This is a genomic window from Ruminococcus sp. AM43-6 (assembly GCF_003461785.1).
GTDB classification, from domain to species: Bacteria; Bacillota; Clostridia; order Oscillospirales; family Ruminococcaceae; genus Hominimerdicola; species Hominimerdicola aceti.
In genome coordinates this window covers 40114-65443 of record NZ_QTXU01000015.1, presented here as the reverse complement: position 1 = coordinate 65443, position 25330 = coordinate 40114, and the positions used below count along the sequence as shown (strand labels likewise).

18 protein-coding genes, 1 tRNA gene and 1 pseudogene are annotated in these 25330 nt (G+C 39.3%); 3 read left to right on the top strand and 17 right to left on the bottom strand.

The genetic code is table 11. The features are described 5' to 3' along the window. The first annotated feature begins 4 nt into the window (after positions 1–4). Complete coding sequence (locus DW938_RS09275; protein ID WP_117938743.1) at positions 5–838, top strand: hypothetical protein; 834 nt, start codon at positions 5–7, stop codon at positions 836–838. A 107-nt stretch (positions 839–945) separates the two neighbouring features. Here the strand turns inward: DW938_RS09275 and DW938_RS09270 are convergent, their stop codons facing one another. Next, positions 946–1443 (bottom strand): hypothetical protein, encoded by a 498-nt coding sequence (locus DW938_RS09270; protein ID WP_118124590.1) that lies wholly within the window; start codon positions 1441–1443, stop codon positions 946–948. Positions 1444–1831: 388 nt separating this feature from the next. Here DW938_RS09270 and DW938_RS09265 point away from each other — a divergent pair, with 388 nt between their 5' ends. Continuing rightward, on the top strand, positions 1832–4405 hold the full coding sequence (locus DW938_RS09265; protein WP_118124589.1) for a cation-translocating P-type ATPase: 2574 nt from the start codon (positions 1832–1834) through the stop codon (positions 4403–4405). 108 nt (positions 4406–4513) lie between these two features. Here the strand turns inward: DW938_RS09265 and nrdG are convergent, their stop codons facing one another. The 12 genes and pseudogenes from nrdG to nrdD all read right to left on the bottom strand — a co-directional run bounded on the left by nrdG (position 4514) and on the right by nrdD (position 21846). Beyond that, on the bottom strand, positions 4514–5032 hold the full coding sequence (gene nrdG, locus DW938_RS09260; protein WP_118124588.1) for an anaerobic ribonucleoside-triphosphate reductase activating protein: 519 nt from the start codon (positions 5030–5032) through the stop codon (positions 4514–4516). A 468-nt stretch (positions 5033–5500) separates the two neighbouring features. Then, positions 5501–8656 (bottom strand): type I restriction endonuclease subunit R, encoded by a 3156-nt coding sequence (locus DW938_RS09255; RefSeq protein WP_118124587.1) that lies wholly within the window; start codon positions 8654–8656, stop codon positions 5501–5503. Between the two features lie 25 nt (positions 8657–8681). Further along, positions 8682–9257: pseudogene (locus DW938_RS09250) on the bottom strand (restriction endonuclease subunit S); the annotation flags it as partial. Positions 9258–9292: 35 nt separating this feature from the next. Further along, the gene (locus tag DW938_RS09245) at positions 9293–10519 is read right to left on the bottom strand and encodes a restriction endonuclease subunit S (protein WP_118124586.1); all 1227 of its coding nucleotides are present in this window, start codon (positions 10517–10519) and stop codon (positions 9293–9295) included. Further along, complete coding sequence (locus DW938_RS09240; RefSeq protein WP_207660699.1) at positions 10516–11289, bottom strand: hypothetical protein; 774 nt, start codon at positions 11287–11289, stop codon at positions 10516–10518. Before DW938_RS09240 ends, DW938_RS09245 begins: the two co-directional genes overlap by 4 nt. 2 nt (positions 11290–11291) lie before the next feature. After that, the gene (locus DW938_RS09235) at positions 11292–12857 is read right to left on the bottom strand and encodes a type I restriction-modification system subunit M (RefSeq protein ID WP_117877779.1); all 1566 of its coding nucleotides are present in this window, start codon (positions 12855–12857) and stop codon (positions 11292–11294) included. 151 nt (positions 12858–13008) lie between these two features. Continuing rightward, a complete protein-coding gene (locus tag DW938_RS09230; RefSeq protein ID WP_118124585.1) occupies positions 13009–14934 on the bottom strand; it encodes a Helicase associated domain protein in 1926 nt (641 codons plus the stop codon). Next, positions 14935–15591: a hypothetical protein gene (locus tag DW938_RS09225; RefSeq protein ID WP_118124584.1), complete on the bottom strand. Its 657-nt coding sequence runs from the start codon at positions 15589–15591 to the stop codon at positions 14935–14937. Further along, positions 15552–16544 carry an AAA family ATPase gene (locus DW938_RS09220; RefSeq protein ID WP_117877782.1) on the bottom strand — a complete coding sequence of 331 codons (993 nt, stop codon included), beginning with the start codon at positions 16542–16544 and terminating at the stop codon, positions 15552–15554. The genes DW938_RS09225 and DW938_RS09220 overlap by 40 nt, the downstream gene beginning before the upstream one ends. A gap of 23 nt (positions 16545–16567) precedes the next feature. Next, a complete protein-coding gene (locus DW938_RS09215; protein WP_181984405.1) occupies positions 16568–18685 on the bottom strand; it encodes a DDE-type integrase/transposase/recombinase in 2118 nt (705 codons plus the stop codon). After that, on the bottom strand, positions 18678–19331 hold the full coding sequence (locus tag DW938_RS09210) for a TnsA endonuclease N-terminal domain-containing protein (RefSeq protein WP_117877784.1): 654 nt from the start codon (positions 19329–19331) through the stop codon (positions 18678–18680). The genes DW938_RS09215 and DW938_RS09210 overlap by 8 nt, the downstream gene beginning before the upstream one ends. Before the next feature lie 340 nt (positions 19332–19671). Further along, a complete protein-coding gene (nrdD, locus tag DW938_RS09205; RefSeq protein WP_118124582.1) occupies positions 19672–21846 on the bottom strand; it encodes an anaerobic ribonucleoside-triphosphate reductase in 2175 nt (724 codons plus the stop codon). 357 nt (positions 21847–22203) lie between these two features. On the opposite strand from nrdD, the gene DW938_RS09200 reads away from it, so the two are divergent. Beyond that, positions 22204–22280: transfer RNA gene (locus tag DW938_RS09200), tRNA-Arg, on the top strand. 799 nt (positions 22281–23079) lie between these two features. Here DW938_RS09200 and DW938_RS09195 read toward each other — a convergent pair. The 4 genes from DW938_RS09195 to DW938_RS09180 form a co-directional block, all read right to left on the bottom strand. Continuing rightward, entirely contained in the window at positions 23080–23352 is a 273-nt protein-coding gene (locus DW938_RS09195; protein ID WP_038672388.1) for a helix-turn-helix transcriptional regulator, read from the bottom strand. A gap of 46 nt (positions 23353–23398) precedes the next feature. Further along, the gene (locus tag DW938_RS09190) at positions 23399–23809 is read right to left on the bottom strand and encodes a type II toxin-antitoxin system HicB family antitoxin (protein ID WP_038672386.1); all 411 of its coding nucleotides are present in this window, start codon (positions 23807–23809) and stop codon (positions 23399–23401) included. A gap of 36 nt (positions 23810–23845) precedes the next feature. After that, positions 23846–24028, bottom strand: coding sequence for a type II toxin-antitoxin system HicA family toxin (locus DW938_RS09185; protein ID WP_118124581.1), 183 nt, complete (start codon positions 24026–24028; stop codon positions 23846–23848). An 81-nt stretch (positions 24029–24109) separates the two neighbouring features. Further along, positions 24110–25195: a tyrosine-type recombinase/integrase gene (locus tag DW938_RS09180; protein ID WP_118124580.1), complete on the bottom strand. Its 1086-nt coding sequence runs from the start codon at positions 25193–25195 to the stop codon at positions 24110–24112. Positions 25196–25330: the final 135 nt, after the last annotated feature.

Sequence of the window (25330 nt, the reverse complement as noted above, 5' to 3'; positions counted from 1 at the left end):
AATAATGTTTTTGCTTATACTTGTAGTTGTATGCTACACAATATGTTCCCTTAGTGACAAGTACGCTGTTTCAACGGCAAAATTCAACGGCGACGAGCTTGGATTCTTAATGGCGGCGGCAACGGCTGTTTTCATGGCTTGCTGTCTGCCTTTCCTCGACAGGACTATCACATTTAGCTGGCAATCCTTTGCAGCGATAGGTCTGCTGTGCTTGTCGAAGATCCTTGAATTTAAGCTTTCGGCTATTATCCTTGATGAAATATCAGCCTTTGAGCTTAAGGCTTGGCTTGGTATCACCCTTTTCATGTCCTATGCAACGGATATTTTTCTTGGTGAAAAGCCGAGCATTTTCAAGTTCCTTTTTATCGTGCTTACTGTTGCAGGACTTGTTTTTATCGCAAAATCAGGCAGAACGGACAGCGGCAATATAAATTACCGCAGGATCGTTCTTCCGCTGGTGTTTTATCTTTTGGCAAGATACGGCTACGGCATAGTTGTAAGAGCGTCGGAGAATTACATATCCTCGACTATGGCGCTGTTCTTTGCGCTTATACTTATGGCTATCATACTTCTGCCAAGGGCGAAGCCTTTGGAGATATTCAAGAAAAATCAAAAGGGCGCATGGGTGGTTGTGCTTACAAAGATTCCGAATGTGGCAGGTCTGCTTGCGGAGAACGCGGTTATTGCTGTGAGCCTTGCGAGTGCGTCATTTATCCAGCCTATGATACTGTGTTCGCTGTTTGTTATAGCGCTCATAAGAAAAGAGCCTATCACAAAGCTGAGATTTATCGGCAGCGTTATTTGTATGGCGGGCATAATAGGATTTCAAATATGTTAAAAAACAAAACGTCGGACGTTTTCAAATTCGTCCGACGTTTTGTTGTCTGAAAGCTTACAGAAAGAAAGTGAGCGACCAGAGGTCGCCCCTACATTTTGATGTTGTATTTATCTTTCGGTATTGTACATTGCGGCAAACCAGTAATCTTCTTCAAGATAGCTTGTGTCTTTCTTGCCCCATGTAATTTTTATTTTCACAAGACAGCCGTCAATATCCTCTTTTGGAAGCTCCAGCTTTTTGGACTCCTTGGCAAGCACCTTTCCGTCATAGCTGTAGACAGTGTAAAGCACATTCCCGAGCCTGTCCCCTGTGGCTTCTACGGACATAGGGGTTTTAAGGGTAACATTGCCGTCTTTATCTACATCCGCCTTTATATTAAATGACGGTACAGAGGAGAGCAGATCTTCAAAGCTCTTTTCAGCGGAAAGGCTCTCGCTCTTGCCATTGCAGTATCGTGTCTTTTCAGTGCCGGGAAGCTCATATTTGCTTCCGTCACAGGTCAGCACAACTGAACCTTTCTCCACCTTCGGGGTTATATTTATCACAAGGGCGCAAGCCAAAAAGATAACGGCAGTAAGCAGGCCTACAAGTATTTTCCTTTTCATTATTATCACCAATGCTATTATAGCACCTTTTGGAATAATAATCAAGGGCAGTGTTTGAAAATGAGATCAAGCAAATGAGTTGCGAATTTACAATAAAACATATAAAAAACTATTGACAAAATCAAAAATATAGGTTATAATAACTTCATAGTAAAAGAGAGTAGCTGGCGGAGAGATCCGTTTATGTTTGCGTCAGTACGTTCCGATGAGGGACCGCTGCATATCTAAACGGCGAGACTTTTATTGATTAAATTGCCACAGGCGCAGTTTACCCAATAAACGTCTTGCCGATTTTTTATGCGTTTATTTTTCTGAGCCTATGAAAAAAGGAGGCTTTGAAGGGTATATCGGCAGCGACTACAGGAAAAAATAAAAAAGGTGGTATTTTATGAAGCAGTATCAGAAAAAACTTGACCAGCTTTACACTGAGTTTTCATCAGGTGAAAATGGTCTTTCAACCGAGCAGGCAGTGAAAAACTGCGAAAAGTTCGGACGAAATGTTATCACGGAAGGCAAGAAAAAGTCCATTCCTATGATTTTTTTAGAGCAGTATAAGGACTTTCTTGTGCTTATACTCATTATTGCTGCGATAGTTTCAGCTTTCATGAAAGACGTTGAGAGTTGTGCGGTAATACTCGTTGTTATCACAATGAACGCTATTTTGGGTACAGTCCAGACCGTCAAGGCTGAAAAGTCACTGACGAACCTTAAAAAGCTTTCTGCACCGACGGCTAAGGCGCTTCGTAACGGCGAAAAGGTAATTATCCCATCTGAGGAGATCGCAGTGGGCGACATTCTTCTTATCGAGGCAGGCGACCAGATATGTGCAGACGGACGACTCGTAGAGTGCGCTTCTGTTCAGGTGAACGAGTCGGCACTCACAGGCGAGAGCGTTAATATCGACAAGGATATGAGCGATATAGAGGGCGAAAAGCCTCTTGCTGAACGTGCTAACATGGTTTATTCAGGCTCTTTTGTCACATACGGCAGAGGAAAAATGCTTGTCACTGAGGTGGGTATGGACACTGAGGTGGGCAAGATAGCTTCACTTATCCAAAACGCATCAGAGAGAAAAACGCCTCTCCAGAACACGCTTGACGAGTTCGGCAAAAAGCTTTCTATAGCTATCCTTATCGTTTGTGCAGTAGTGTTCGGACTTAGTGTGCTTCGTGGCGGCAAGCTTATGGATTCGTTCATGTTCGCTATCGCACTTGCTGTTGCGGCTATTCCTGAGGCTCTCAGCTCTATCGTTACTATTGTGCTTTCTTTCGGCACACAGAAAATGTCAAAGGAAAACGCTATCATAAGAAAGCTTCAAGCTGTTGAGGGCTTGGGCAGCGTTTCTGTAATATGCTCTGACAAGACCGGTACTCTTACTCAGAACAAGATGACGGTCAGAAAAATAATGGTAGACGGCAGGATAATCGACACTGACGCTGTTGATCTTGACGATGAAAAGGTCAAGACTATGACAAGAGCCATGATCCTTTGCAACGATTCAAGCTGTAAGGACGGCGTTGAGATAGGCGACCCTACAGAAACGGCTCTTATCAATTTTGGCACAAAGCTTGGCATTGACACTGACAAGGTGAGGGAAGATCTCCCTAGAATTTCTGAGATACCATTTGATTCAGACAGAAAGCTTATGTCAACTCTGCACGTTATCGACGGCGAGAAGGTGCTTTATGTAAAGGGTGCGGCTGACGTTCTTATAAACAGGATAACTTCAAGCGACGAAGAAAAGGCTGTTATAACTCAGCGTGTGGCAGAGCTTTCGGAAAAAGGTCTGCGTATACTTGCATTTGCAGAGAAAAAATTCGACAAGGATACCGTATGTCCAGAGGACGAGGACGGATTGGAGTTTGTCGGTCTTATTGCTATGATGGATCCTCCTAGAGAGGAATCAAAGGCGGCTGTTGCGGAATGCCGCAAGGCAGGCATAAAGCCAGTCATGATAACAGGCGACCATATCGTTACGGCTTCGGCTATTGCCCGTGAGATAGGTATTCTTGACGACAACTCAAAGGCTGTTGAGGGTCACGAGCTTGACGCTTATTCAGACGAAGAGCTTGTTGACTTTGTAAAGGACAAGGCTGTTTACGCTCGTGTTACACCTGAGCATAAAATAAGGATCGTAAAGGCTTGGCAGGCAAACGGCTGTATAGTTTCCATGACAGGCGACGGAGTGAACGACGCACCTGCGTTAAAGCAGGCTGATGTGGGCGTTGCAATGGGCATCACAGGAACTGAGGTTTCAAAGGACGCTGCCTCAATGGTGCTTGCAGACGATAACTTTGCAACTATAGTCAAGGCCATAAGAAACGGCAGAAACATTTACGAGAACATTAAAAAGGCTATACTCTTCCTGCTTTCGGGCAACTTTGCGGCAATTCTTGTGGTGCTTTTCAACTCACTGCTTGGACTTCCTGTTCCGTTTGCGGCAATACATTTGCTGTTTATTAATCTGCTTACAGACTCGCTTCCTGCTATCGGTTTGGGTCTTGAACCTCACTCCGAAGAGGTCATGAAACGCAAGCCAAGAAACGCAAATGAATCTATACTCACACGTCCTTTCCTGGGCGAGATCGCATTGTATGGCGTAGTTATAGCGATAGCAGTAGCTTTGGCTTTCCTTATGGGAAACAAGACAAGCGCAGCTCTTGGTATGACAATGGCATTCGCGGTGCTTTGCTCTGCAAGATTGTTCCACGGATTCTCCTGCAAGAAAAAAGGTCCTGTTATCTTCTCAAAGGACTTTTTCAACAACAAGTTCGGTCTTATGGCGTTCGGTCTTGGAATGGTATTTTTAAACTCCGTTCTGCTCGTTCCACCGCTTAAAGGACTTTTCAAGATAGCAGACATGACAGGTATGCAGTTTGCATGGATATACATTCTAAGCTTTGGCTCTATGCTCGTTATCCAGCTTATAAAGGCGATATTCTTTACAAAGTCTGAGAAGTAAGGTCAAGAACATGACACATGGTCAATAAATGGGACGTCGAGGACGCTGCCCCCATACAATTTGTATAAAAAAACCGCTCTTCGTGATGTCACGGGGAGCGGTTTTGTTTTACATATCTTCGCTGTTCACCCAAACCCCGTCCTCTTTATGAAGTATCCTCTGATTTTCAGATCCTCTGAATTTCAGGGAGATGTTTTTCTTTTCGAGAACAAATTCGCCGTCAACGAGGTAGTCGATAAGGCTCAGCATTTCGTCTGTGTACTGTGTTCTGTATGGGGACTTTGAGCCTGCAAGCAGGTCTGTTTCAAGGGTACAGCCTGTGTAGCACCACACGTCCTTGTCGGGAAGTTCTGTTTTCACACGGCGGAGAAGCTTTGTCAGCTCAGGCTGGTTCTCAGGTTCCATAGGCTCGCCGCCAAGGAGCGTAAGTCCTTTTATATAGCCCTTTGAGAGGGCGTTAATTATCTCGTCTGCGGTGGTATCTGTGAAAGGCTTGCCGTAGTCAAAGTTCCAAGTGTCAGGCTGAAAACAGCCCTTGCAGTGGTGTCTGCAGCCTGATACGAACAGCGTGACCCTCACTCCTGAGCCATTGGCGATATCGGTTTTCTTTATCTCACAATAATTCATTTTCCGCTCCTTTCATACATACAACGCAGGGCAATACGATTTTGTATTGCCCCGATAGTCATATGCTGTTTGCTGTTTTATGTCAGTAATAATGTTCATTATTTTCGGATTTTGCAGTTTTGAGTTTTTGAGTTTTCCTTGCTATAATGTTCATTTTTTTGACGAGTTTTGATTTTTAAACTTTTGAGTTTTAACGGCTATAATGTTCAAAATTTTGCGATTTTGGCTGAAAAAATTTTTGGGTTTTATTGTATTGTAATTTTACAATGGGTGTTTATTTTGATTTTAAAATGGAACAAACAGGGCTGTTTTTGTCCCGATTTTATTAGTTTTTTTGAATTTAAAATGGAACATTCGTTATTTTATTACAAGTATACACAAAATATTTTGAATTTAAAATGGAACAAGTTTAATTTTTTATGAAGTTGCGATATTTTATTTTGAATTTAAAATGGAACATACTTTATATTAGGGTTCATCTTCATCAGTGAATCTTGTTGAACCACCAACACCGAAAAACTTTTCAAAGAAAGCTTTCAACTTATCGATAACACTTTGTTTCTTTACTGCTCTATTTCCACCACCAAAGCGAGATACAGGAGGCATAAGCTTATCAATGTCTGTTCCTGTTGTTTTGATCTCACCATCACGGAATGCATTTTCTATAAATTTTCGTGTTTCAGGTTCTTTCAGCTTTTCGTCTTTAATGATTTGAACAAGTTCTTCTTCACGTCTATCTACAACGTAGTCGTGCCATTCTGACATAATATCTTCTACATCATTTATACCAGCAATAAAGGTTTCAATAAGAGCTTTTTTGCTACGAAGCTCGGGGCTTGCATCAATGGCTTTCTTGATTGAAACAAGTACCTCTTTATCTTCACAGTGACTATCGTGATATTTCTTGACAAGTATAAGAATATAATCTATATTGATCTCTATCTGTTTGATAAGTTCAACTTCAAATACAATGTCATCAATAATGTCTGTGCTTTCACCTCGGCTGCGTCTTTCATTCCATTCATCTCGTAGGTCTTGGTATCTGCCTAAATAATCTTGCAGATCACGTTCATTGATCAATTCTTTATCTGCAAATTCGTCAAAAGCAGACAAAAGGTTTCTCATACGAAGAATAGCACCAAAGAGAGAAATAAAATCTCGCTGATTTTGTTCGCCTATGATCTGTGGTTCTATAAGTGGAAACTTTGATGTAAGCTCATCGACCATATCAATATAGCCAGGGTGTGGCTTGCCGTCAATACCCTCATAGCCATAATAATAATCTTTGAATCCTTTCATAAGTACGATACCGCCTGCATTTTTATCTCCGAAAAGTGATATAGCAGTATCAACACGCTTCTGAAGATTTCTAAAGCACACAATATTACCGAAGGTCTTAATTGAGTTAAGGATTCGGTTGGTTCTTGAAAATGCCTGAATTAGTCCGTGCATTTTCAAATTCTTATCAACCCATAATGTATTCAAAGTTGTGGCATCAAAGCCTGTAAGGAACATATTTGCGACAATGAGTAAATCAAGTTCCTTGTTCTTCATACGAAGAGAAACATCTTTATAATAGTTCTGGAACTTATCACTATCCGTTGAGTAGTTCGTATGGAACATTTCATTATAGTCTTTTATGGCTGATTCAAGGAAGTCTCTTGAGGATTGGTCAAGTGCGGATGTATCTTCTGAATTCTCTTCAGCAAGAATACCACTTGTATTCTCGTCATATTCAGCTTCATTTGCACCATAGCTATAAATAGTAGCAATACGGAGTTGCTTTGTAGGGTCAGCTGACATTTGTTTCTTAAATTCTTGATAATATAATTTTGCCATAGGCACAGACGCAACTGCAAAAATAGAATTAAAACCGCTTATACGTTGCTTTTGTTTTATCTCCTCTACTGTGCCATTTTTGCTGGATGCAACTTCTGATATGTTGGTAAGTGCATTGTAGATATAGGTTTTATCGCCACGATAGGTCTTTCTATCAAAATTGTCAAGAATATACTTTGTGACAAGACTTATTCTTTCAGGCGCCATCATAGCCTTTTCACGGGCAATGTCCCACACCTGTTCGTCATCAATATCTTCACCCATATCCATTGTTTTTACATAATCAACTCTGAATGGTAGGACATTTTTATCATTGATAGCATCAACGATCGTATATGTATGGAGTTGGTCGCCAAAAGTCTGCTCAGTTGTGAAGAACTGTGGCTTGCGAACACTTCCTGTGTTGGCAGGAAAGATAGGTGTTCCAGTGAATCCAAATAGGTGATATTTCTTGAAGCTTTTTACAATGGCAGCGTGCATATCACCAAACTGGCTTCTGTGGCACTCATCGAAGATTATAACAACGTGTTTATTATATACGTCGTGGTCTTTGTTTTTCTTGATAAACGTTGCAAGTTTCTGAATGGTGGTTATAATAATATGAGCATTAATATCTTCCAACTGTTTTTTCAGAATAGCGGTAGAGGTATTGCTGTTAGCTGCGCCTTTTTCAAAACGGTCATATTCTTTCATCGTTTGATAGTCAAGATCCTTACGGTCAACTACGAACAGCACTTTATCAATATAGGGGAGAGATGAAGCTAATCTTGCTGTTTTAAATGATGTAAGCGTCTTTCCAGAACCTGTTGTATGCCATATATAACCGCCACCAGCGATCGTGCCATATTTTTTGTAGTTGTTAGCGATCTCGATTCGGTTAAGAATACGTTCTGTTGCGGTTATTTGATAAGGTCGCATTACCATAAGCATATTTTCTGATGTAAATATGCAGTACTTAGTAATGATATTCAAGATCGTATGTTTAGCAAAGAATGTTCTTGTAAAGTCAATCAGGTCGGGAATGACACGATTATTTGCATCTGCCCAGAAAGAAGTAAACTCGAAACTATTGCTGGTTTTACCTTTCTTTGCGGAATTCTTATTTGCATCTTTTATTGCATTGAATCGAGTGCTGTTAGAATAATATTTGGTATTTGTTCCGTTTGAGATAACGAAAATCTGCGTATATTCAAACAGACCACTCCCTGCCCAGAAGCTGTCACGCTGGTATCGGTTTATCTGATTGAACGCCTCACGGATAGCTACACCTCTGCGTTTTAACTCAACGTGGACAAGTGGCAAGCCATTTACAAGGATAGTGACATCATAACGATTGTCGTGTTTTGCACCCTCGGCTGTACCGATGACATACTGATTTATGACCTGCAAAAAGTTATTGTGGATATTCTTCTTGTCAATAATAGTAATATTCTTTGTGCTTCCGTCATCACGCTTTAAGTTCTTGATATTATCTTCTTGTATCGTTCGTGTCTTTTCAACGATACCCTCGTTTTGATTTGCTATTGAATCCTTGAAAAATCTTTCCCATTCGTTTTCAGTAAAATGATAGTCATTGAGCTTTTCAAGCTGAGTACGCAGGTTTGCGATAAGATCTTTTTCATGATGAATTTTAAGATATTCATAGCCCTGCTCTGTGAGCATATGGATAAATTCTTTTTCCAATGCTGCTTCAGATTGATAGTTGCTAGAACGTGTTTTTGCCGGCTCATACTCAGTAACAACGGTGTTTTCTGTTGTCTGTGCGACAATATTGAAATATGGCACAATAGCCGCCTCCTTTACTTAATTACTAAAAGCTGAGTAATTTATCTCTATAATATTCATATTGTTTTTGTCTTGCTTCGATCTCGGCAGGCAACCCTGATGAAATATCATTGCACAATGAATCGAACCTGTCGAGAATTGATACAATTCGTTCTTGCTCTTTCAAAGTTGGCAACATTATCTTAATATCACCTAATTTGACAGGCGTTACTTCGATTACTTTTGTACCATGTGCTAATCGTTTCTTCTGCTCAAAAAAAGAAGCAGAATGGAAGAAATAAGACATATATTTTGCATTTTGATTGTGGCTTATTATTGCTGTATGACCGCTGACAGCAATTTCTTCATTGCCGAGCCATGCAGTGCAAGAGCAAACGTCTTCTACATTCTCGCTTGTAACTGCCATAACGATGTCACCCGGTTTTGCAGTTTTTGACTTTGCAAATACGTCATTATTTACAAAAGTTAATGTTTTATCTGCATAAACACCAAAATGTGTGTACATTTGACCATAGTGAATACAAGGTTTTCCTGTTTTTACAAAGTCTTTTTTCTGAAAATTACCGCCACGACTAATTGTAGCAATATCTTTCAGCTTAACTGGTGCATACCCAAACACATACTGCCACAGCTTGATCAATCCGCTGTGCCACTCATCTCTCTCTCTCTCTCTCTCTCTCTCTCTCTCTCTACGTTAACAAAATATGAATTGTCGAAAGACAGAAGTGCGTCACGATAAAATTCATATTGTTTTTGTCTTGCTTCGATTTCGGCAGGCAAGCCTATATTTAGGTCGGAGCAGATTTTTTCAAAGTTGTCGAGGATATTGGCGATTTTGTCCTGTACTTTTTTATCTGGAACTGCAATCATCACATTATTCAATTTAGAAACAGATAAGCCTGGTTGAGCACCCGCAGTTTTATACTGATTTAAATTTGCGTGAGTTAATACATGAAAAAGATATCTGCTATTAAAATACCCCTTATCAGTAACAACAACAGCATGTTCTGTAGCATAATACTTGCCAGTTGCGTAACATACATTACCACACTGTGCTCCTTGTCTTCCGATAATTGATTTATCACCTTTTTGATTTGATTTTCCTACATAGCCTCTAAGTCCATTTGCACCATAACAAGGGATGGTTTCTTGATTAGTTTCAATATCAGAGATTTCTGAAGCTTTGATTGCTTTTCCTGCTTGTAAATCACAGACTTTTCCCAATTGAAATAATGGAATATCACTTGCAAAAGACAGAAGTTTATCCCTATAATACTCATACTGTTTTTTTCTCGCTTGCAGCTCCGCTTGCAGCTCCGCTTTAAGCGATGTGAAGTTGTCAAGTATTCGGACAATTTCACGTTGTATCTCCAACGGAGGTACTGGGACTAAGAATTTCTTGAATTTGTCTAATGATACAGCTGGTAGAGTACTTCCACCTTTTGTGTTCTTTTTACATAATTCATCTATAATATCCGAATAATAAAATAAAAATCTAATATCTAAGAATGAACTGACATCTTCTTTTATGTGAATATGGGTTAGCTGCTGATTACAAATAAAAGGAACAGTGATTAATGCGTGTTCTCCTATTGTAGCTGTTGTAGCAAAAATAATTGAGTATGCGGGAAACCCTTTCCCTTTAACGCCAGCTAAATTAACGTGCTGAATGGAATCTGATAGTTCTTTTCCATTAGCTCTAATATCTTCCATTCTGAGCCAAGGAAAATCACCATTATCCCAATATTCAGATATTTTCTTAGAAGGCGTATAACCATTTTGTACTTCACATAATTCTTCAATCGTTTTATATTCCACTCCATTGGGACATAACTCCTGAATCAGTTCTTCTAATCTGCTCATCGCATCATCTCCATTATTTGTTCATGTGAATAATCCTCAACTTGTTTCCGAAGTATATATTCTTCACTTGTTGTATATGTATCATCATATTTCGTCTTTGCAATTGGAGAAAAATAATAGCCATAGCCTTCCAATACCGGATTAAAATCACTTGTAACTGCACAAGTCACCTTTGCTGTGTTTTTTCCTTTATAATCACCTAAACGTAATGTTACTTCACGAAGCGAAAGTTTTTTAAACCCTTGTTCAAAAAATAAAAAGCAAATGCCTCCTACCTTGGCTTCTGAATAATAAGCAAGACAATCTGGTTTTTCACGTCCTATTTTATCAATAAACTCCTTTTCGTTACTGGTCAATTCTTCATGGTTACCAACTTTTTTCAAAATCTTATCAAAACCAAAATGAATACCGTCGATTATCCGAATATTTTCAGCCGGATAAACTGTAGGGATAAAACTGCTCCCATCGTCATATGCCCAAAATGTCAAATAATTATTACCTGATCCCCACTTTTTTATTTCAGCTCTTGCCGTTTGTGGACTGTCTGCCCAATATGACAGTTTTTGTCCTGGAAAGAGATTTGAATACCTATTATCCTTTCTGCTTAATCTTAGATTTCCGCTATGAAGTTCACTTACTGTTTTTCCATAATAACTATCGTTAAATTCAAGGCATCTAAAAAAATCAAAATCATGTGATTCTATTATCGGCAATTCTTGATGTTTCCATATATCCATTCCCCAATATTGATTTGGAAAAAGTTCTCCCATAATTACACCTCGATTTCTGCAATGATCTTGTCGATTTCATCACGAAGCACCTGTTCACGAGCAACTATCTCTTTGATCTCAGCATTAAGCTTGACAATATCGATCTTTTCTCTTGTGTCTTCAGCCTCAACATATGTTGAAACCGAAAGATTATAGTCATTTTCCTTGACCTCATCATAATCGGCAAGATGCGAAAAATGCGTTATCTCGCTGCGTTCAGCAAAGCAGCCAACGATCTTGTTTATGTTTTCTGGAGTAAGCTTATTATTGTTCGTAACCTTGATACATTCATTTGTAGCGTCAATAAATAAGGTCTTGCTGTCTGTTTTACATTTTTTCAGCACCATAATGCAGGTGGCAATAGAAGTGCCAAAGAAAAGATTTGCAGGAAGTTGTATTATACAGTCAACAAAGTTATTGTCTATCAAGTATTTTCGGATCTTCTGCTCAGCACCGCCACGATACATAATTCCAGGGAAGCATACGATCGCAGCCGTTCCGTTAGATGCTAGCCAGGAAAGGCTGTGCATAATAAACGCAAGGTCTGCTTTGCTCTTTGGTGCAAGCACACCTGCGGGGGCAAAACGTGGGTCGTTTATGAGCAGCGGATTGTCATCGCCAGCCCATTTTATTGAGTAAGGTGGATTAGAAACTATCAGTTCAAACGGCTCATCGTCCCAATGTGCAGGTGCGATAAGAGTATCTTCGCAAGCAATATCAAATTTGTCAAAACCAATATCGTGTAAAAACATATTGATACGACAAAGGTTGTATGTTGTGATATTTATTTCTTGACCATAAAAGCCGTTGCGTATCTTATCTTTTCCAAGTACCTTTTCCGCCTTTAAAAGAAGCGAACCACTTCCGCAGGCTGGATCATATACCTTATTTATCTCAGTTTTGCCGACTGTACCAAGACGAGTAAGAAGTTCTGATACATCGGCAGGAGTGAAGAATTCACCACCGGATTTTCCTGCGTTGGAAGCATACATAGTCATAAGATATTCATAAGCATCACCAAATGCATCTATATCGTGATCTTTGACGTCACCTAGGTTCATATCTGCCACGCCGTCAAGAAGCTTACAAAGCTTTTCGTTTCTCTTTGCAACTGTTGAGCCAAGCTTGTTGCTGTTTACATCAAAGTCATCAAACAGACCTGCAAAGTCTGATTCCGATTCGCTGCCTTTTGCAGATTCTTCAATGTGACGGAATACTCTTTCAAGCGTTTCATTTAGGTTTTCATCATTTTTCGCTGCTGATCTTACATTACAGAAGAGTTCTGACGGAAGAATAAAGAAACCTTTTTCTTCGACAAGACCCTGTCTTGCTTCTTCTGCATCATCGTCAGACATCTGTGCATAATCAAAGTCAGCATTTCCTGCTTCGATTTCACCTGAGTTAATATAGTTAGTAATGTTTTCAGAAATATATCTGTAAAACATAGTGCCTAGGACATAGTTTTTAAAGTCCCATCCATCTACTGCACCACGAAGTTCATCAGCAATTGCCCATATAGCACGATGAAGTTCATCACGTTCCTGTTCTTTTTTTGTATCAACTGTCATTGTAATTTCTCCAATTAATTTAAATATTTTGTACAAGTAGTTTTACTACATTATACCACTTATTCTTTCAAAAAGCTATACATTTACAAAAAATATTTTGAGCAGATAACTGTCTGGTCAAAGTTATCCGCTCAAAAATTATTACAGCCTATTAAAACTTCATATTTATATCGCAAAGCTTCTTGTAGCGTTCTTCACTTAGCTTTCCTATGTTGTAGTTCCTTCTTTGCAGTACCACCCAAACGCCAAGTTTTTCACCCTCAAAAATAGTTCGTTTTGTTATATCTGAACTCCCGTTATTTTGTTGTATATATCTTTTATATTGTTCGTATCTTCTTTCCCATTCTGCAGCTAATGGATCAAGTGTTATTCCTAATGATACAAGAGCGTCTTCTTGTGATCGAGTCAGTTTACCCGCCTTATATTTGTCTCTCTGCGATTGCAACCAATTGCCTAGAAAGACACCTTTATAGTGATCACGCTTTGGTATATTGGCAGTGCCACATTCCTCTTTGTATTCACAGAGTAAGGCATACCCTTTTTCCCAAGAATCGTTTGCTTTTTTTACGATCAATGAATTACAGGCGTTGCACCTCTGACCGTCAAGGAATGCCGACGGCTTGTATTCTTGTATTCCACCGCATTTGTTATGCTTTATTGCAATCTTAGTCCTTTGATCAACGAATTCACCTAAAACTGTGTAGTCATCCCCGACTAGATCATATACTCTTTCGGTGTATAGCTCAGTTGTCATATTTTTAGGGCGGCATACTCGACAACTCGGATATTTTATGAATTTATGGAATCTGCAACTGAATACATGTCCACAAGCCTTGCTTCGCATAGTTATTTTTGAAGACTCACTATCATAGCTAATAAATTCATAGTCTTCAAATTCTTCAAGCTTTTGCCTTACATCCCATTCATTTAACAGACTTTCACATATACACCTAACATGGTCGAATATGAATTTACGTGGTTTTATCTGTATTGTTTCACCACAGATTTTATGATGTATCTTTGATTTTATATTTAATGATCTAAATGGCTCTAGTGGCTCATAATTCCCTTTGCCAGCAAAGTCTATCAGTTTTTTGTACCTTTCTTCTATTGGTTTATTAGCATCACAATAAGTACAGCCCCATCCCTCTGTGAGTGATGTAGATGTTGCATAGAAGTTTTTGCCGCACTCTGCACAGTAGTATTTTTGTATAATAGGCGGAGCATTTTCAAACCGATGTATGATTTCCTGCACATTTGGAAATAGGTACATTAAAAGTGGGAGCATTGATCTAGCACTTGTACTCTGAGTACTGATAATACTTACAAGCAAGAAGTTTTTAAGATCTGCATCAAACAAAGTTACAAGTTTTGAGTCATTAAATGCAGAGATAAAATCTTCATACCCATTTGTTGCTTTATGTCCAAGTTCTTTTAACTTGTTGTATATCATATGTTTTAGATCAGCTATATTGCAGTTTGTATTTGAATTAAAAAGAGCTTGAGCATAGTCGGTGTATTCATTTTCTATAGCTATGTCTTTGATCTCTAGCTCTGTATAATGGGATAAGTCATATTCAAATTCGTGACCCTTGATGCCAGTATACTTATACAATGGGGCCTTGTGTTTGTGACAGGTACATACGCCTGAAAGTTGATGAGCCCTGTGTATATATGGTTCTCCAAATATTTCAATGTCATTTTCTATGCATTGTGGGCATATGTGTATTTCCCTTATCATCGTATTTACCGGAGCATTTAGCGGATCAGGCTTTCTAAACATATTGTTTACATATCGTGTTTGTTGTCCTACAGAGAAAAACATAGCCTCAAAAGGAAATATTGACATAGATAAGAACATTTCTTTGAGATCCTTTTGAATGAAAAAACTCTCGTTAAGACATAATAGTCCATATCGAATGTCATATTCCAGAGAGCCAATTTTGGAGTTGAATTTATTAAGATATGAGTCTGCAAAAGTTGTTATCGGCAAACCATTTTTCTTTGCCAGACGATGTATCCAGGAATACATTAATTCATCAGGATAAGGGTTTCTGTATACAGGAATAACAGGCATTTATTTGTCCTCTTTATCTATGCCAAGAAAGTTCTGCATTTGAATTACGCTTGGAGTGTTCTTTTTATGCAGATCTGATCTTGTGTGTTGCTGTTTTGTAAGCTGTTCTATTACCAATTTGCTTATTTCTCTTTCGGCCTTTCCAACTGATGATTTTTTCCTTATTACCTTTTTGAAAGCGTCTTCTATTTGTGTTGGCGTGTATTCATCATAGATAGCGGTGATGTTTGCCACAACATTTTTTATTTGTACCTTTTCCTCACTGCTGTTATTATTTAATATTTTCTCGGCTTCTTTGAGCTGTTTGGCTTCATCTTCTATTTTATCAAGCTCAAGCTTTGCATTTTCCTTTATTTCTTGCATAAGATAATCGCTAAAGTCAGAATCAAGATTTTCCAATACATCACGAAGTCCTGCGAAATGTTTGTTTGTTACAGCATATATATACTTGCTGTTTATTTCAGGCTTTTTCTTTCTGTTTAAAAAATCAATATTCATATATATGTAAATGCTGATAAGCTGGTCTACGATTCCCTTTGTAACATCATACAAAGCGTCTGTTATCTCCTCTGAAACTGTAACAGGTTTATCAAACCATTGGTATCGGAAAAGTTCGTTTACAAGAAAGTAAAAGAAATTTCTGTCCGTACAATACAATACATATTCCCATTAATGACATTGCCGACTCTTCGAGCTGTTCTGAGTGTTTTAAACATTTTGGCTTTTGCGTCTTCTGTACCCACAACAGCTGTTGCGACCTTAGTTCTGTTTGAGAGTGTAAGCAGAGAATCGAAAGAGTTTTCTCGTGTGTGCGAAAAATCTATTAGCTGTATTTCGTCGAAAATGATGATTCCAATAGCGAACTTTTCTACATATTCACGGATACGCTCTGCTTTTGCGCCTAATGTCCTTATTTTCATTATCTCTGCGGAATATATGGGTTTGATATTTCCCAACGCTTTATCGATAGCGTCACCTATACCGTCATACAAGGCAGAAAAATTGCTGTTTGGGATACAGTTGACAACAAGATATGTTATCTGAGGAAAATACTCTCCGTTTTCTGTTGTGTGCATAATGACTTGCGGATAGTATGATACAAGCATTTGTATTGCGGAACTTTTGCCACAGCCTGAATATCCGATAAGAGAAAAGCCTGCGTCTGTGGAAGCACTTGAATCGCCTATCAAAATATTTGAGGCGGCGTATTCCTGGTTTTCCACGGAATAAGATACCTTATCATTGTCAGAATGAAGAATGTGACGTGATCTGTATGACGTTATCAAGGCATTGTAGAAAGAAAGCTCAAGCTCTGCATGAAATGGAAGCGGAAAGCGTATGCTCCTCAGAGATCTTATCTGAAGTATCTTATCAATGGTTGACATACTCTTTATCTTATCGTAATCAAAATCGGCCATAGTTTGGCTATATGACGATATGATGTTTCTCCCTGTTCTCGGATATGGTAGAGCTTCTATGTATGGATTGCCAGTGTCTATTGCTAGTTTGGCTTCAACATATCGTGCAGGAACTATCCGATGTTCGTTCAGATCGTAATCATCATACTGTGACACGCCTTCTTCACATGTTACATAATTATATTTTGCCATTCGTTATCTCCCCAAGTTTGACATCAGTTGTTGTCATAAAAGTCCTGCAAAGCTTCTTCAAAGCTTGCATAATCCCGATACTCGGTCACACCGTTTTCTTTTTGCTCATCTGCTGAAATGTTTTTGGACGTTTCATCTTTGTTTTCAAGTCTTGTGCTTATCTTGCCCTCATAAGATACTTTTTGCTTGTCGATCTCACGGGAGCTTCGTATGTCCGTTGTTCGTGAGTGAACGTTTTTCTTTGCTGACTTAACGATACTCTCGTTGTTTGCATACACGGCAGAGTCTATTTTTTCGTTGTCTATCCTGCCCTTAGCCTGCATTTTCTTTTTTGCACTATAATATTCTTCATATTGTTTCATTGTAAGTCCCTTATAGTCGCTGTTGCCTGTAATGAGGACGTTTAGTGGTATCTTTACCAGCTTGGAATTTCTGATGTAGTATATGGCACCCACATCACGCATATCCATTCTCACTTCAAATGGCATACACCTTGTGCCTGCGGCATACATCTCTGACATCAGCCGTTTATCGTTAGGTGCAAAGTACCACAAGCCTTTGTAGCTTATGCCTCGTTTTGATATCTTGGCTTTGATAGGCGTCATCAGGCTATAAAGGTATTGTTCAAGAACAGGTATCGGCTGCGGCATTCCATATTTTTTTGAGCCGTATTCCCACAATATCGCAGGAACAGGAGCTATGTTCTTTTCTATCATTTCTTTTGTGAGAGGGTATGTTTCAAGGTGCTGCTGATTATGTGCTAACACAAAGTTTATCACCATTCGGGTGTAATCGTGTATGGTGAGAGAGGCTTCTTTATGATGAAGAGAATCATATCTTTTCTCGATAAGTCCATGATTTTCGAGGTGAACATTCTGCTTGGCGTGCATTTGATGAAAGGCTTGCTCAACAACGCCCTTGAGAGAGCCTGACGCACCGCTGACTATTTGTTTTTCAATTCCGATCTCGTTGCATATTCTGTCAAACTCATAGCTTTTAAATTCGCTTCCACGGTCCACTCTTATTCTTTTTGGGATAATGCCTGACGGCCATAGCCTTTTGTCATTAAATTCAATACCGTATTTTTTACAATATTCCAGCTTATCGTCAGCTAGATTCAAAAACAGATTTGTTATGCCGAGAATAGAGTTATTGTCAAATGCAACTGACACCGCAAGTATTATCCTAGAATATACGTCTATCATAAAATACACGATAGGGCGGCCTATTGCCTGATCAGGGTCAAGCTCAGATACCAGAGAAACATCAGCCTCACAAGCGTCTATCTCTACCATATCCGCAGGTCCATAAACGTCTTTCAATGAATCGCTTATGAGAAGTCTTTTGTTGTTCCGCTGTTCAGCGGCAGAGGTTTTTATCAGATCTTTTTCTGCCTTTGTCAGGTGTTTTTGAGCGTAATAGTAAAACTGACCCAACGTTGGACGTTCTGACTCAGGCATAAGGATATATGATGATACTCCGTCAATGAGTTCTGTCATTGTGTAATATTTCATATTCATTTTTTGAAATGAATTGCGTAATGTCTTTTGTCTTCCAGACTTGTAATCTGCTAATGCTTCTTCAAATCTTGATAGTGTTTGTTCGTCTAAATATATATTTGATTCAACATATTTGGACTTCTGTCCCGGTTTATTTGTGTACTGATATGTTTTGCCTTTGTTGACGCCAAAACTCTTTTTGTCAAGCAGGGAATATGGTTTCATACCGCTTTGAAAGTATCTGGTACATAGCCTCCAAAAAGAGTTCTTCGCAATATCATATTTGTTCAAGAGCTCTTTTAATTCTGGTTTGTCATGTTTTCCATAGAGTCTTGCATATGACGGGCCATATATGTTTACAACTTCCTGTAAGAGCTTAAATTTGGTTTCAAACTTTTTTCTTGCTGATTTTGAAAGAACATTACTATCAAATATTATTGCATCTTCATCTTTTTCAATGATAATGCTTTCATCATTGATACTATCTGTTACCATTTCGATATCAAAAAAGGCTAATTCAAATTTTGATGTATCCATTAAACATAAGACCACAGTATCACCAAGGATAGAGATCACTCTATATCTAGTATGATTATATTTGTTAGATAAGATATTGCCCACGGCAAAAATTGGCTCATTCATTGCAGTATTCACCCCATATTTTATCCAGATCGTCATTGGTTAGAATGTTGTCTTCCATATCGCAGCTGATCTTTTTCGTGGCGATATTATGTCTTATGTTACTATATCTATCAAAAACACGGCTTTCGTCATAATATTCTGTGACAAGCCTTATATTTGACGCCAATATCGTGTTAACGTCCTCTTTAAAAAGCATATCAAACTCAATATTGTTGTGTTTCCAGTAGAGCTTTTCTATACAGAGAATTTCCAAGGTACGCTTGCTTAGGTCACGGTCGGGTTTCACAGAATATGCGTGCAGTTTATTATTTTTCTTTGTGACAAGGAAATCGGTTGTCATAATATGATCAGAATTTCCTGGGTGTTTAAAACCATATTTGTCAGCGATCTTGCGTGTGATATTTCGGTCAAGAGGGTATTGTTCCCGAATATCTATATTATTATCGTCCCAGCGGAGAATGTAGTACCATAAAGCTTCTGCCTGTGACAGGCAATGAACGCCACGTCCTGTTTTCCAATCCTTAATGACGGAAGTTGTCCCCAAGCTATTGAACTCATTGGTCATAACATATGGTTTATACGTTGCGCCCTCGCCGGATCCTTGTCCCCTTGCCAGTTTCGTTGCTCTGGATATACGTTTGCTCATATATTCACCCCACGAAAAAAAGAGCGGTCATGCGCAATGCATGATCGCTCTTCACTGTCGCACTAAAAGAAATCCATTTATATTTTTAAAATGACTTGTGCTATTCGATATTTTCTAACTAAATAATAACAAATCATGCATAAAAATATGATAACTTTTAGCGAATATTTTGTGAACTTTTAAATATATTCCATTTTAAATTCAAACTCGAGTTTGTGAATAATATATTAATGTTCCATTTTAAAATCAAAATCGTGTTTGTGAATTTTCTGTTAATGTTCCATTTTAAATTCGAATGTTCCATTTTAAATTCAAAATTCACAATGGGTTTTGTATCAAATCACAAATGCAAAACTCTCTCCTTTATCTCCTGAGTCCTGCCCTGATTCCAGAACTGCGTGCCGATGTAGCCGCAGGTGCGCCTTGCAACGTTCAGAGTGTTCTGATCTCTGTTACCGCAGTTCGGACACTCCCATACAAGCTTGCCGTCATCTTCTACTATCTTTATCTCACCGTCAAAACCGCACTTCTGACAGTAGTCGCTCTTTGTGTTAAGCTCGGCATACATGATGTTGTCGTAAATATGCTGCATAACTGCAAGGACAGCCTCTATGTTGTTCTGCATATTCGGCACTTCCACATAGCTGATAGCTCCTCCCGGTGAGAGAGCCTGGAACTGTGACTCAAAGGTGAGCTTGTCAAATGCGTCGATGTTCTCGGTAACATGGATATGATAGCTGTTTGTGATGTAGTTTCTGTCTGTTACACCCTCGATAACACCGAAACGCTTCTGCAAACATCTTGCAAATTTGTATGTTGTGGACTCCAATGGCGTGCCGTAAAGGCTGAAATCTATGTTTGTTTCTGCTCTCCACTTTGCGCAGGCGTCATTAAGGTGCTGCATAACTTCAAGTGCAAAAGGCGTTGCTGAAGGGTCTGTGTGTGACTTGCCCGTCATGTATCTTACGCATTCGCAAAGACCTGCATAGCCAAGTGATATGGTGGAATATCCGCCGAACAGGAGCTTGTCGATTGTTTCGCCCTTTTTAAGCCTTGCCAATGCACCGTTCTGCCAAAGGATAGGCGCAACGTCTGACGGAGTGCCTTTAAGTCTTTCGTGACGGAGCATAAGCGCACGTCTGCAAAGCTCAAGTCTTTCATCAAATATCTTCCAGAACTTATCCATATCCTTATATGACGAGCAGGCAACGTCCACAAGGTTTATTGTAACAACGCCCTGATTGAATCTGCCGTAATATTTAGGCTTGCCGTTTTCGTCAAGATATGTTGTAAGGAAGCTTCTGCAGCCCATGCAAGGGTAGCACTGACCATTGCCATTCTTGTCTACCTTAAGCTCTTTCATTTTCTTTTCGCTTATATAGTCAGGAACCATTCTCTTTGCGGTACACTTTGCAGCAAGCTTTGTAAGCTCCCAATATTTTGAGCCTTCTCTTATGTTGTCCTCTTCAAGGACATATATTAGCTTAGGGAACGCAGGTGTTATATAGACGCCCTTTTCGTTCTTTACGCCTTGGATACGCTGTCTGAGCATTTCCTCTATGATAGCCGCAAGGTCATCTCTTGTCTGCCCCTCCGGCACCTCGTCAAGGTACATGAAAACAGTAACGAAAGGTGCTTGACCATTTGTTGTCATAAGAGTGATGACCTGATACTGTATCATCTGAACGCCCTGAACTATCTCAGCCTTTACTCTCATTTCGGCTACCTTATTTATAGTATCCTCGTCGGTAGGGATATTAAGCTCTGCAAACTCTTTTTTTACCTCACGGCGGTATTTATCACGGGATATCTGAACGAACGGAGCAAGGTGGGAAAGTGTGATACTCTGTCCGCCATACTGTGAAGAAGCTATCTGAGCGATAGATTGTGTAGCGATATTGCAGGCTGTAGAGAAGCTGTGTGGCTTTTCTATCATGACCTCGCTTATGACAGTGCCGTTCTGGAGCATATCCTCAAGATTTACAAGACAGCAGTTGTGCATATGCTGAGCGAAATAATCGGCGTCGTGGAAATGTATCAGACCTTTTTCGTGAGCTTCAACTATATCGTCAGGAAGCAAAAATCTTCTTGTTATATCCTTGCTGACCTCGCCTGCCATATAATCCCTCTGAACTGAATTGACAGTAGGGTTCTTATTGGAATTTTCCTGCTTGACTTCCTCGTTCTCGAAGTTAAGAAGAGAAAGTATCTGCTTGTCAGTAGTATTAGCCTGTCTGACGATAGAACGCTCATAGCGGTAGGTGATATAATGCTTTGCCACTGTATACTTGCCGTGGCGCATGATATCGGCTTCCACCCAGTCCTGAATAGTTTCAACGTCCATAGCCCTATTCATTTCAGAGCATTTGTCCTCTATATTCTGTGCTATCTCTCCTATCTCTCCCTCAGAGAGCCTATCCTTTTCCTCTACAGTGATATTAGCTTTCGCAACGGCATTTTCTATCTTTTCCTTATCGAACGTATTCTCAGCGCCGCTTCTTTTTATTATCTTCACCTATACTCTTCCTTTCATTCTATCCTGCTCAACCACTATATATTGTGGTTGACTTATTTTATCACAACATAATATTGAACATTTACTATTATACCACAATCAGAATATAAGTCAAGGGCATAGAATGATAAATAATCTACAAAAATTCCGGTTAAAAACAGAGCAGTTTGCCGAAAAAGTATTACAAATGATTACAAACCCTTGATTGACAAAAAGTGTGAAAAATAATGGCATTTAAAGGGTGGATAAAGGTGTGAAGCTACAAGAAATGATGTGAATGTTTTGTAAAATAAATGGTAAAATTCAATTAACTTGTTGACAAGGGTGCTTGCATATGATATAATATTAGAGTTGAATGCGCCAGTAGCTCAGCTGGATAGAGTGACTGGCTACGAACCAGTAGGTCGGGGGTTCGAGTCCCTTCTGGCGCACCAATCATTTTCGATACTCACAAAGGAAAATCCACAGTGTATAAAAAGCGTGGACTTTCCTCAGCAAGTATCTTTAAGTATCCTTGCTGAGCATATATGAAAGCTTGTAGTAACAAGCTAGGATATGTTTTGTGACATTTGTTTCGTTTCGCTCTTAGACCTTGTCAAGGCAGCTGCACATTGTGGAGCTTGGGCGAATCATCTGATGTTAATCCATAGTGGCGTCGGCACATAGGCTTGCAGTTAGCTTAACTGTTACTGGCTGGCTCGTGTTCATGTTCTGAAATGTTAAGAATACCTGATCGGCGTGATTGAACAGTAACGAACGTCATGGCTCTAAGCGACTTAAAGACAACTCAATGTCTTGTTGTGCTTGTGTTTCACATCAGTTGACCTCATCTCAATCTTATTTGAGGACTTACGATATTCGATTTTCAAGCTGCATTTTGATGAGTTGAATCAGCAGCTAAAAGCAAAAAGAGCTTTCCAGATGTTTGACATCGTGAAAAGCCCTTGACAATCTATTTCCAACGTGCTATAATAGAGCACGAGGATAGCATTCTCTGAAAGCTCACAGTTGCCTCTTACATCTGTGCTGCTGGGCTTATAATCTCCTCCAAGAGTTTATAAGCCTTAGAGGGTGCAATTTTTTATGCCCTCTAAATTTCCTCTGTATATTAATTATACCACCATTTTGTCAATTTGTCAATACTTTTGCGGAAATTAATGGTGGGGAATATATATTTTATATATAAATGCAAAATGACCCCTAGTGTGTCACCGTGACACACTAGGGGCTCTTTTATACAAATTCTATTTTAAGTTTTTTGCCTAAAGCAGCGGCAAGTCTTTGAAGCGTTTTTATTGAAGGATTGGCATTCCCTGTTTCAATGTTGCTTATATCGCCTTGTGCAATTCCAGTAAGCTTTGAAAGCTCACTTTGTGTTATGCCGCTCTTTTTACGAGCGTCTATCAGTGTTTGAATTATTGTGAACTCAGGTTCAAGTGCGTCATATTCCGCTTTGAGCTTAGGATCTTTTAACTGTTCATCAAGAAAATCATTAAAATTTGTCATAGTGATCCTTTCGGCATAGAATTATATTTATAAGCCTTCTTATTTATTAATTCACATTGAGCTTATCCTTAAGAGCAGTCTGAAGAACTTGCGAAAAATTTATGCCGTTGGCAACAGCAAGTTCATTTAACCAGGAGGGAATGGTCAAAGTTTTCTTGACAGACTTTTCAAAGTGCTTTTTCGCATACTCATCAACATCGACGGTCACCATATTTACAAAAGCACTTTCATAATCGTTATATTCTGCATCGATGTCGATCTTATCCATATCAGGTGCAGCAGGAACTTCTTCTTTGCTGAGTTTTAACTCATACAAATAACCGGCAAGGCAATCAACTGCCATACTCATAGCTTGATTGATGTCATCGCCGCAAGTGGCAATTCCGAGAACAGGAAATATGACAGAATAGCCACCTTCTTTTTCTTTGTAAAAACAAGCCGGATACATTGATAACATATTTATACCACCTTTCATCGATAACAAGGCAAGGGCTTATTTAAGCCCTGCCTGTTTTAAAATTGCGTTTGCCGTTCCTTTTGGAATATCTCCTTTGTGGTTGGGAACAATGACGATTCCATTTTTACTCTTATGTTTATATTTGAAGTGAGAACCTCTTGCACCGTCATAATACCATCCAGCTTCTTTAAGTAGCCTATCCATTTCTTTGAACGTCATTCTATCACCACCATATATATTATATCACATTGCACGTATTTTGTCAACACGTATTAAAAACTAAGCCTCTTATCTAATGTGTCACGGTGACACATTCATATCTTTCATGTAATCTTCAATAGTGTTAGCAACGTTAAGCTTCTCTTGAAATGTTAAGTGAGTGTAGATATCGCTCGTCACTGCCAAACTGCTGTGTCCAAGCCATGCAGATACGGCTTTCATGGGAACGCCATGCTGAACGAGCAGGGAAGCGCAAGTGTGGCGAAGATCGTGAAAGCGGCATCTGAGGTGCATTTCGTTCATTAGTCTGATGTAACGGACAGAAAGTTCATCAGGCTGTATAAGAATGCCCTTGCTATCAACGCATATGTATTGTAAATATTGCCGTGAATAGCTGCTCCTGTTAGCTGCATAAGACAAGCACTGCTTGTGTTTGAGCCATTCCAAGTAGCTGTATACACTGTCAGGCAGCGGAAGCGTGCGGCGGCTTGACCTTGTTTTAGGCACGTCAGAAAATATAAGCATAGTTTTATGGTTTTTGACGCATTTGACCACAGTATGTTGAATACACATAGTGCGCTGCTCAAAATTGATATCCGACCAACGCAGCCCCAGAACTTCACTTCGCCTAAGCCCCATTGTTCCTGCTATAAACACAGGTGTGTAAATTGCAGTGTGTTTTATTTTGCTGAGAACAAGATCAAATTGATCGGTGCTAAGGAAATTTCCGCAGAACTTGTTACAGGAGGGGAGTTCTGCAAGAAGTGCGGCATTTTGGTCTGTCAATCCGTTCTTTACGGCAAATTTCAGCGCCATCTTGATGTTTGAATGATGTTTCCTGATGGTTGAGCCTGATAAGCCAGATTGAAGCTTTGTGAAATAATATTCTTCAAGCACTGCTGGCGTGAGTTGAGAAAGCATTGTACCCTTGCTGCGAAAATACGGCACAATGTGGTGATTGACCTGGGTGCAGTAAGCTTCATATGTGTTGGCTTTTACAGACATTTTTTTGTTGTGCAGCCACGTTTCAAGCAAATCGGCGAATAGAATTTCACTAGCTCTCTTTCGGTCTGCCAATTCGTCCTTTAACTGCTGATTTTCCCCTGCAAGCTGTATCACAAGTTTTTCAAGTTTTGTTTTTTCGTCAATTAGTTCTTCGATAGTCATAATGATCCCCTTTTTTGATATAATAAATTAATTATATTACAAAAACAGGCATTTTGACAGCTTGAATTGATATCTGTCTGAAAGAAAAAAGCGAATTTCACATAAAAAACAAATACTCATCAATAACTTTGATAA

What these genes read in the sequence shown, in the direction of transcription:
- DW938_RS09265 (WP_118124589.1), top strand. Translation starts at nt 1,832, where the DNA reads ATGAAGCAGTATCAGAAAAAACTTGACCAGCTTTACACTGAGTTTTCA.
- DW938_RS09235 (WP_117877779.1), bottom strand. Translation starts at nt 12,857, where the DNA reads ATGACAGTTGATACAAAAAAAGAACAGGAACGTGATGAACTTCATCGT.
- nrdG (WP_118124588.1), bottom strand. Translation starts at nt 5,032, where the DNA reads ATGAATTATTGTGAGATAAAGAAAACCGATATCGCCAATGGCTCAGGA.
- DW938_RS09270 (WP_118124590.1), bottom strand. Translation starts at nt 1,443, where the DNA reads ATGAAAAGGAAAATACTTGTAGGCCTGCTTACTGCCGTTATCTTTTTG.
- DW938_RS09220 (WP_117877782.1), bottom strand. Translation starts at nt 16,544, where the DNA reads ATGGCAAAATATAATTATGTAACATGTGAAGAAGGCGTGTCACAGTAT.
- DW938_RS09180 (WP_118124580.1), bottom strand. Translation starts at nt 25,195, where the DNA reads ATGACTATCGAAGAACTAATTGACGAAAAAACAAAACTTGAAAAACTT.
- DW938_RS09215 (WP_181984405.1), bottom strand. Translation starts at nt 18,685, where the DNA reads ATGAATGAGCCAATTTTTGCCGTGGGCAATATCTTATCTAACAAATAT.
- DW938_RS09230 (WP_118124585.1), bottom strand. Translation starts at nt 14,934, where the DNA reads ATGCCTGTTATTCCTGTATACAGAAACCCTTATCCTGATGAATTAATG.
- DW938_RS09195 (WP_038672388.1), bottom strand. Translation starts at nt 23,352, where the DNA reads ATGACAAATTTTAATGATTTTCTTGATGAACAGTTAAAAGATCCTAAG.
- DW938_RS09245 (WP_118124586.1), bottom strand. Translation starts at nt 10,519, where the DNA reads ATGAGCAGATTAGAAGAACTGATTCAGGAGTTATGTCCCAATGGAGTG.
- DW938_RS09190 (WP_038672386.1), bottom strand. Translation starts at nt 23,809, where the DNA reads ATGTTATCAATGTATCCGGCTTGTTTTTACAAAGAAAAAGAAGGTGGC.
- DW938_RS09185 (WP_118124581.1), bottom strand. Translation starts at nt 24,028, where the DNA reads ATGACGTTCAAAGAAATGGATAGGCTACTTAAAGAAGCTGGATGGTAT.
- DW938_RS09240 (WP_207660699.1), bottom strand. Translation starts at nt 11,289, where the DNA reads ATGGGAGAACTTTTTCCAAATCAATATTGGGGAATGGATATATGGAAA.
- DW938_RS09275 (WP_117938743.1), top strand. Translation starts at nt 5, where the DNA reads ATGTTTTTGCTTATACTTGTAGTTGTATGCTACACAATATGTTCCCTT.
- DW938_RS09210 (WP_117877784.1), bottom strand. Translation starts at nt 19,331, where the DNA reads ATGAGCAAACGTATATCCAGAGCAACGAAACTGGCAAGGGGACAAGGA.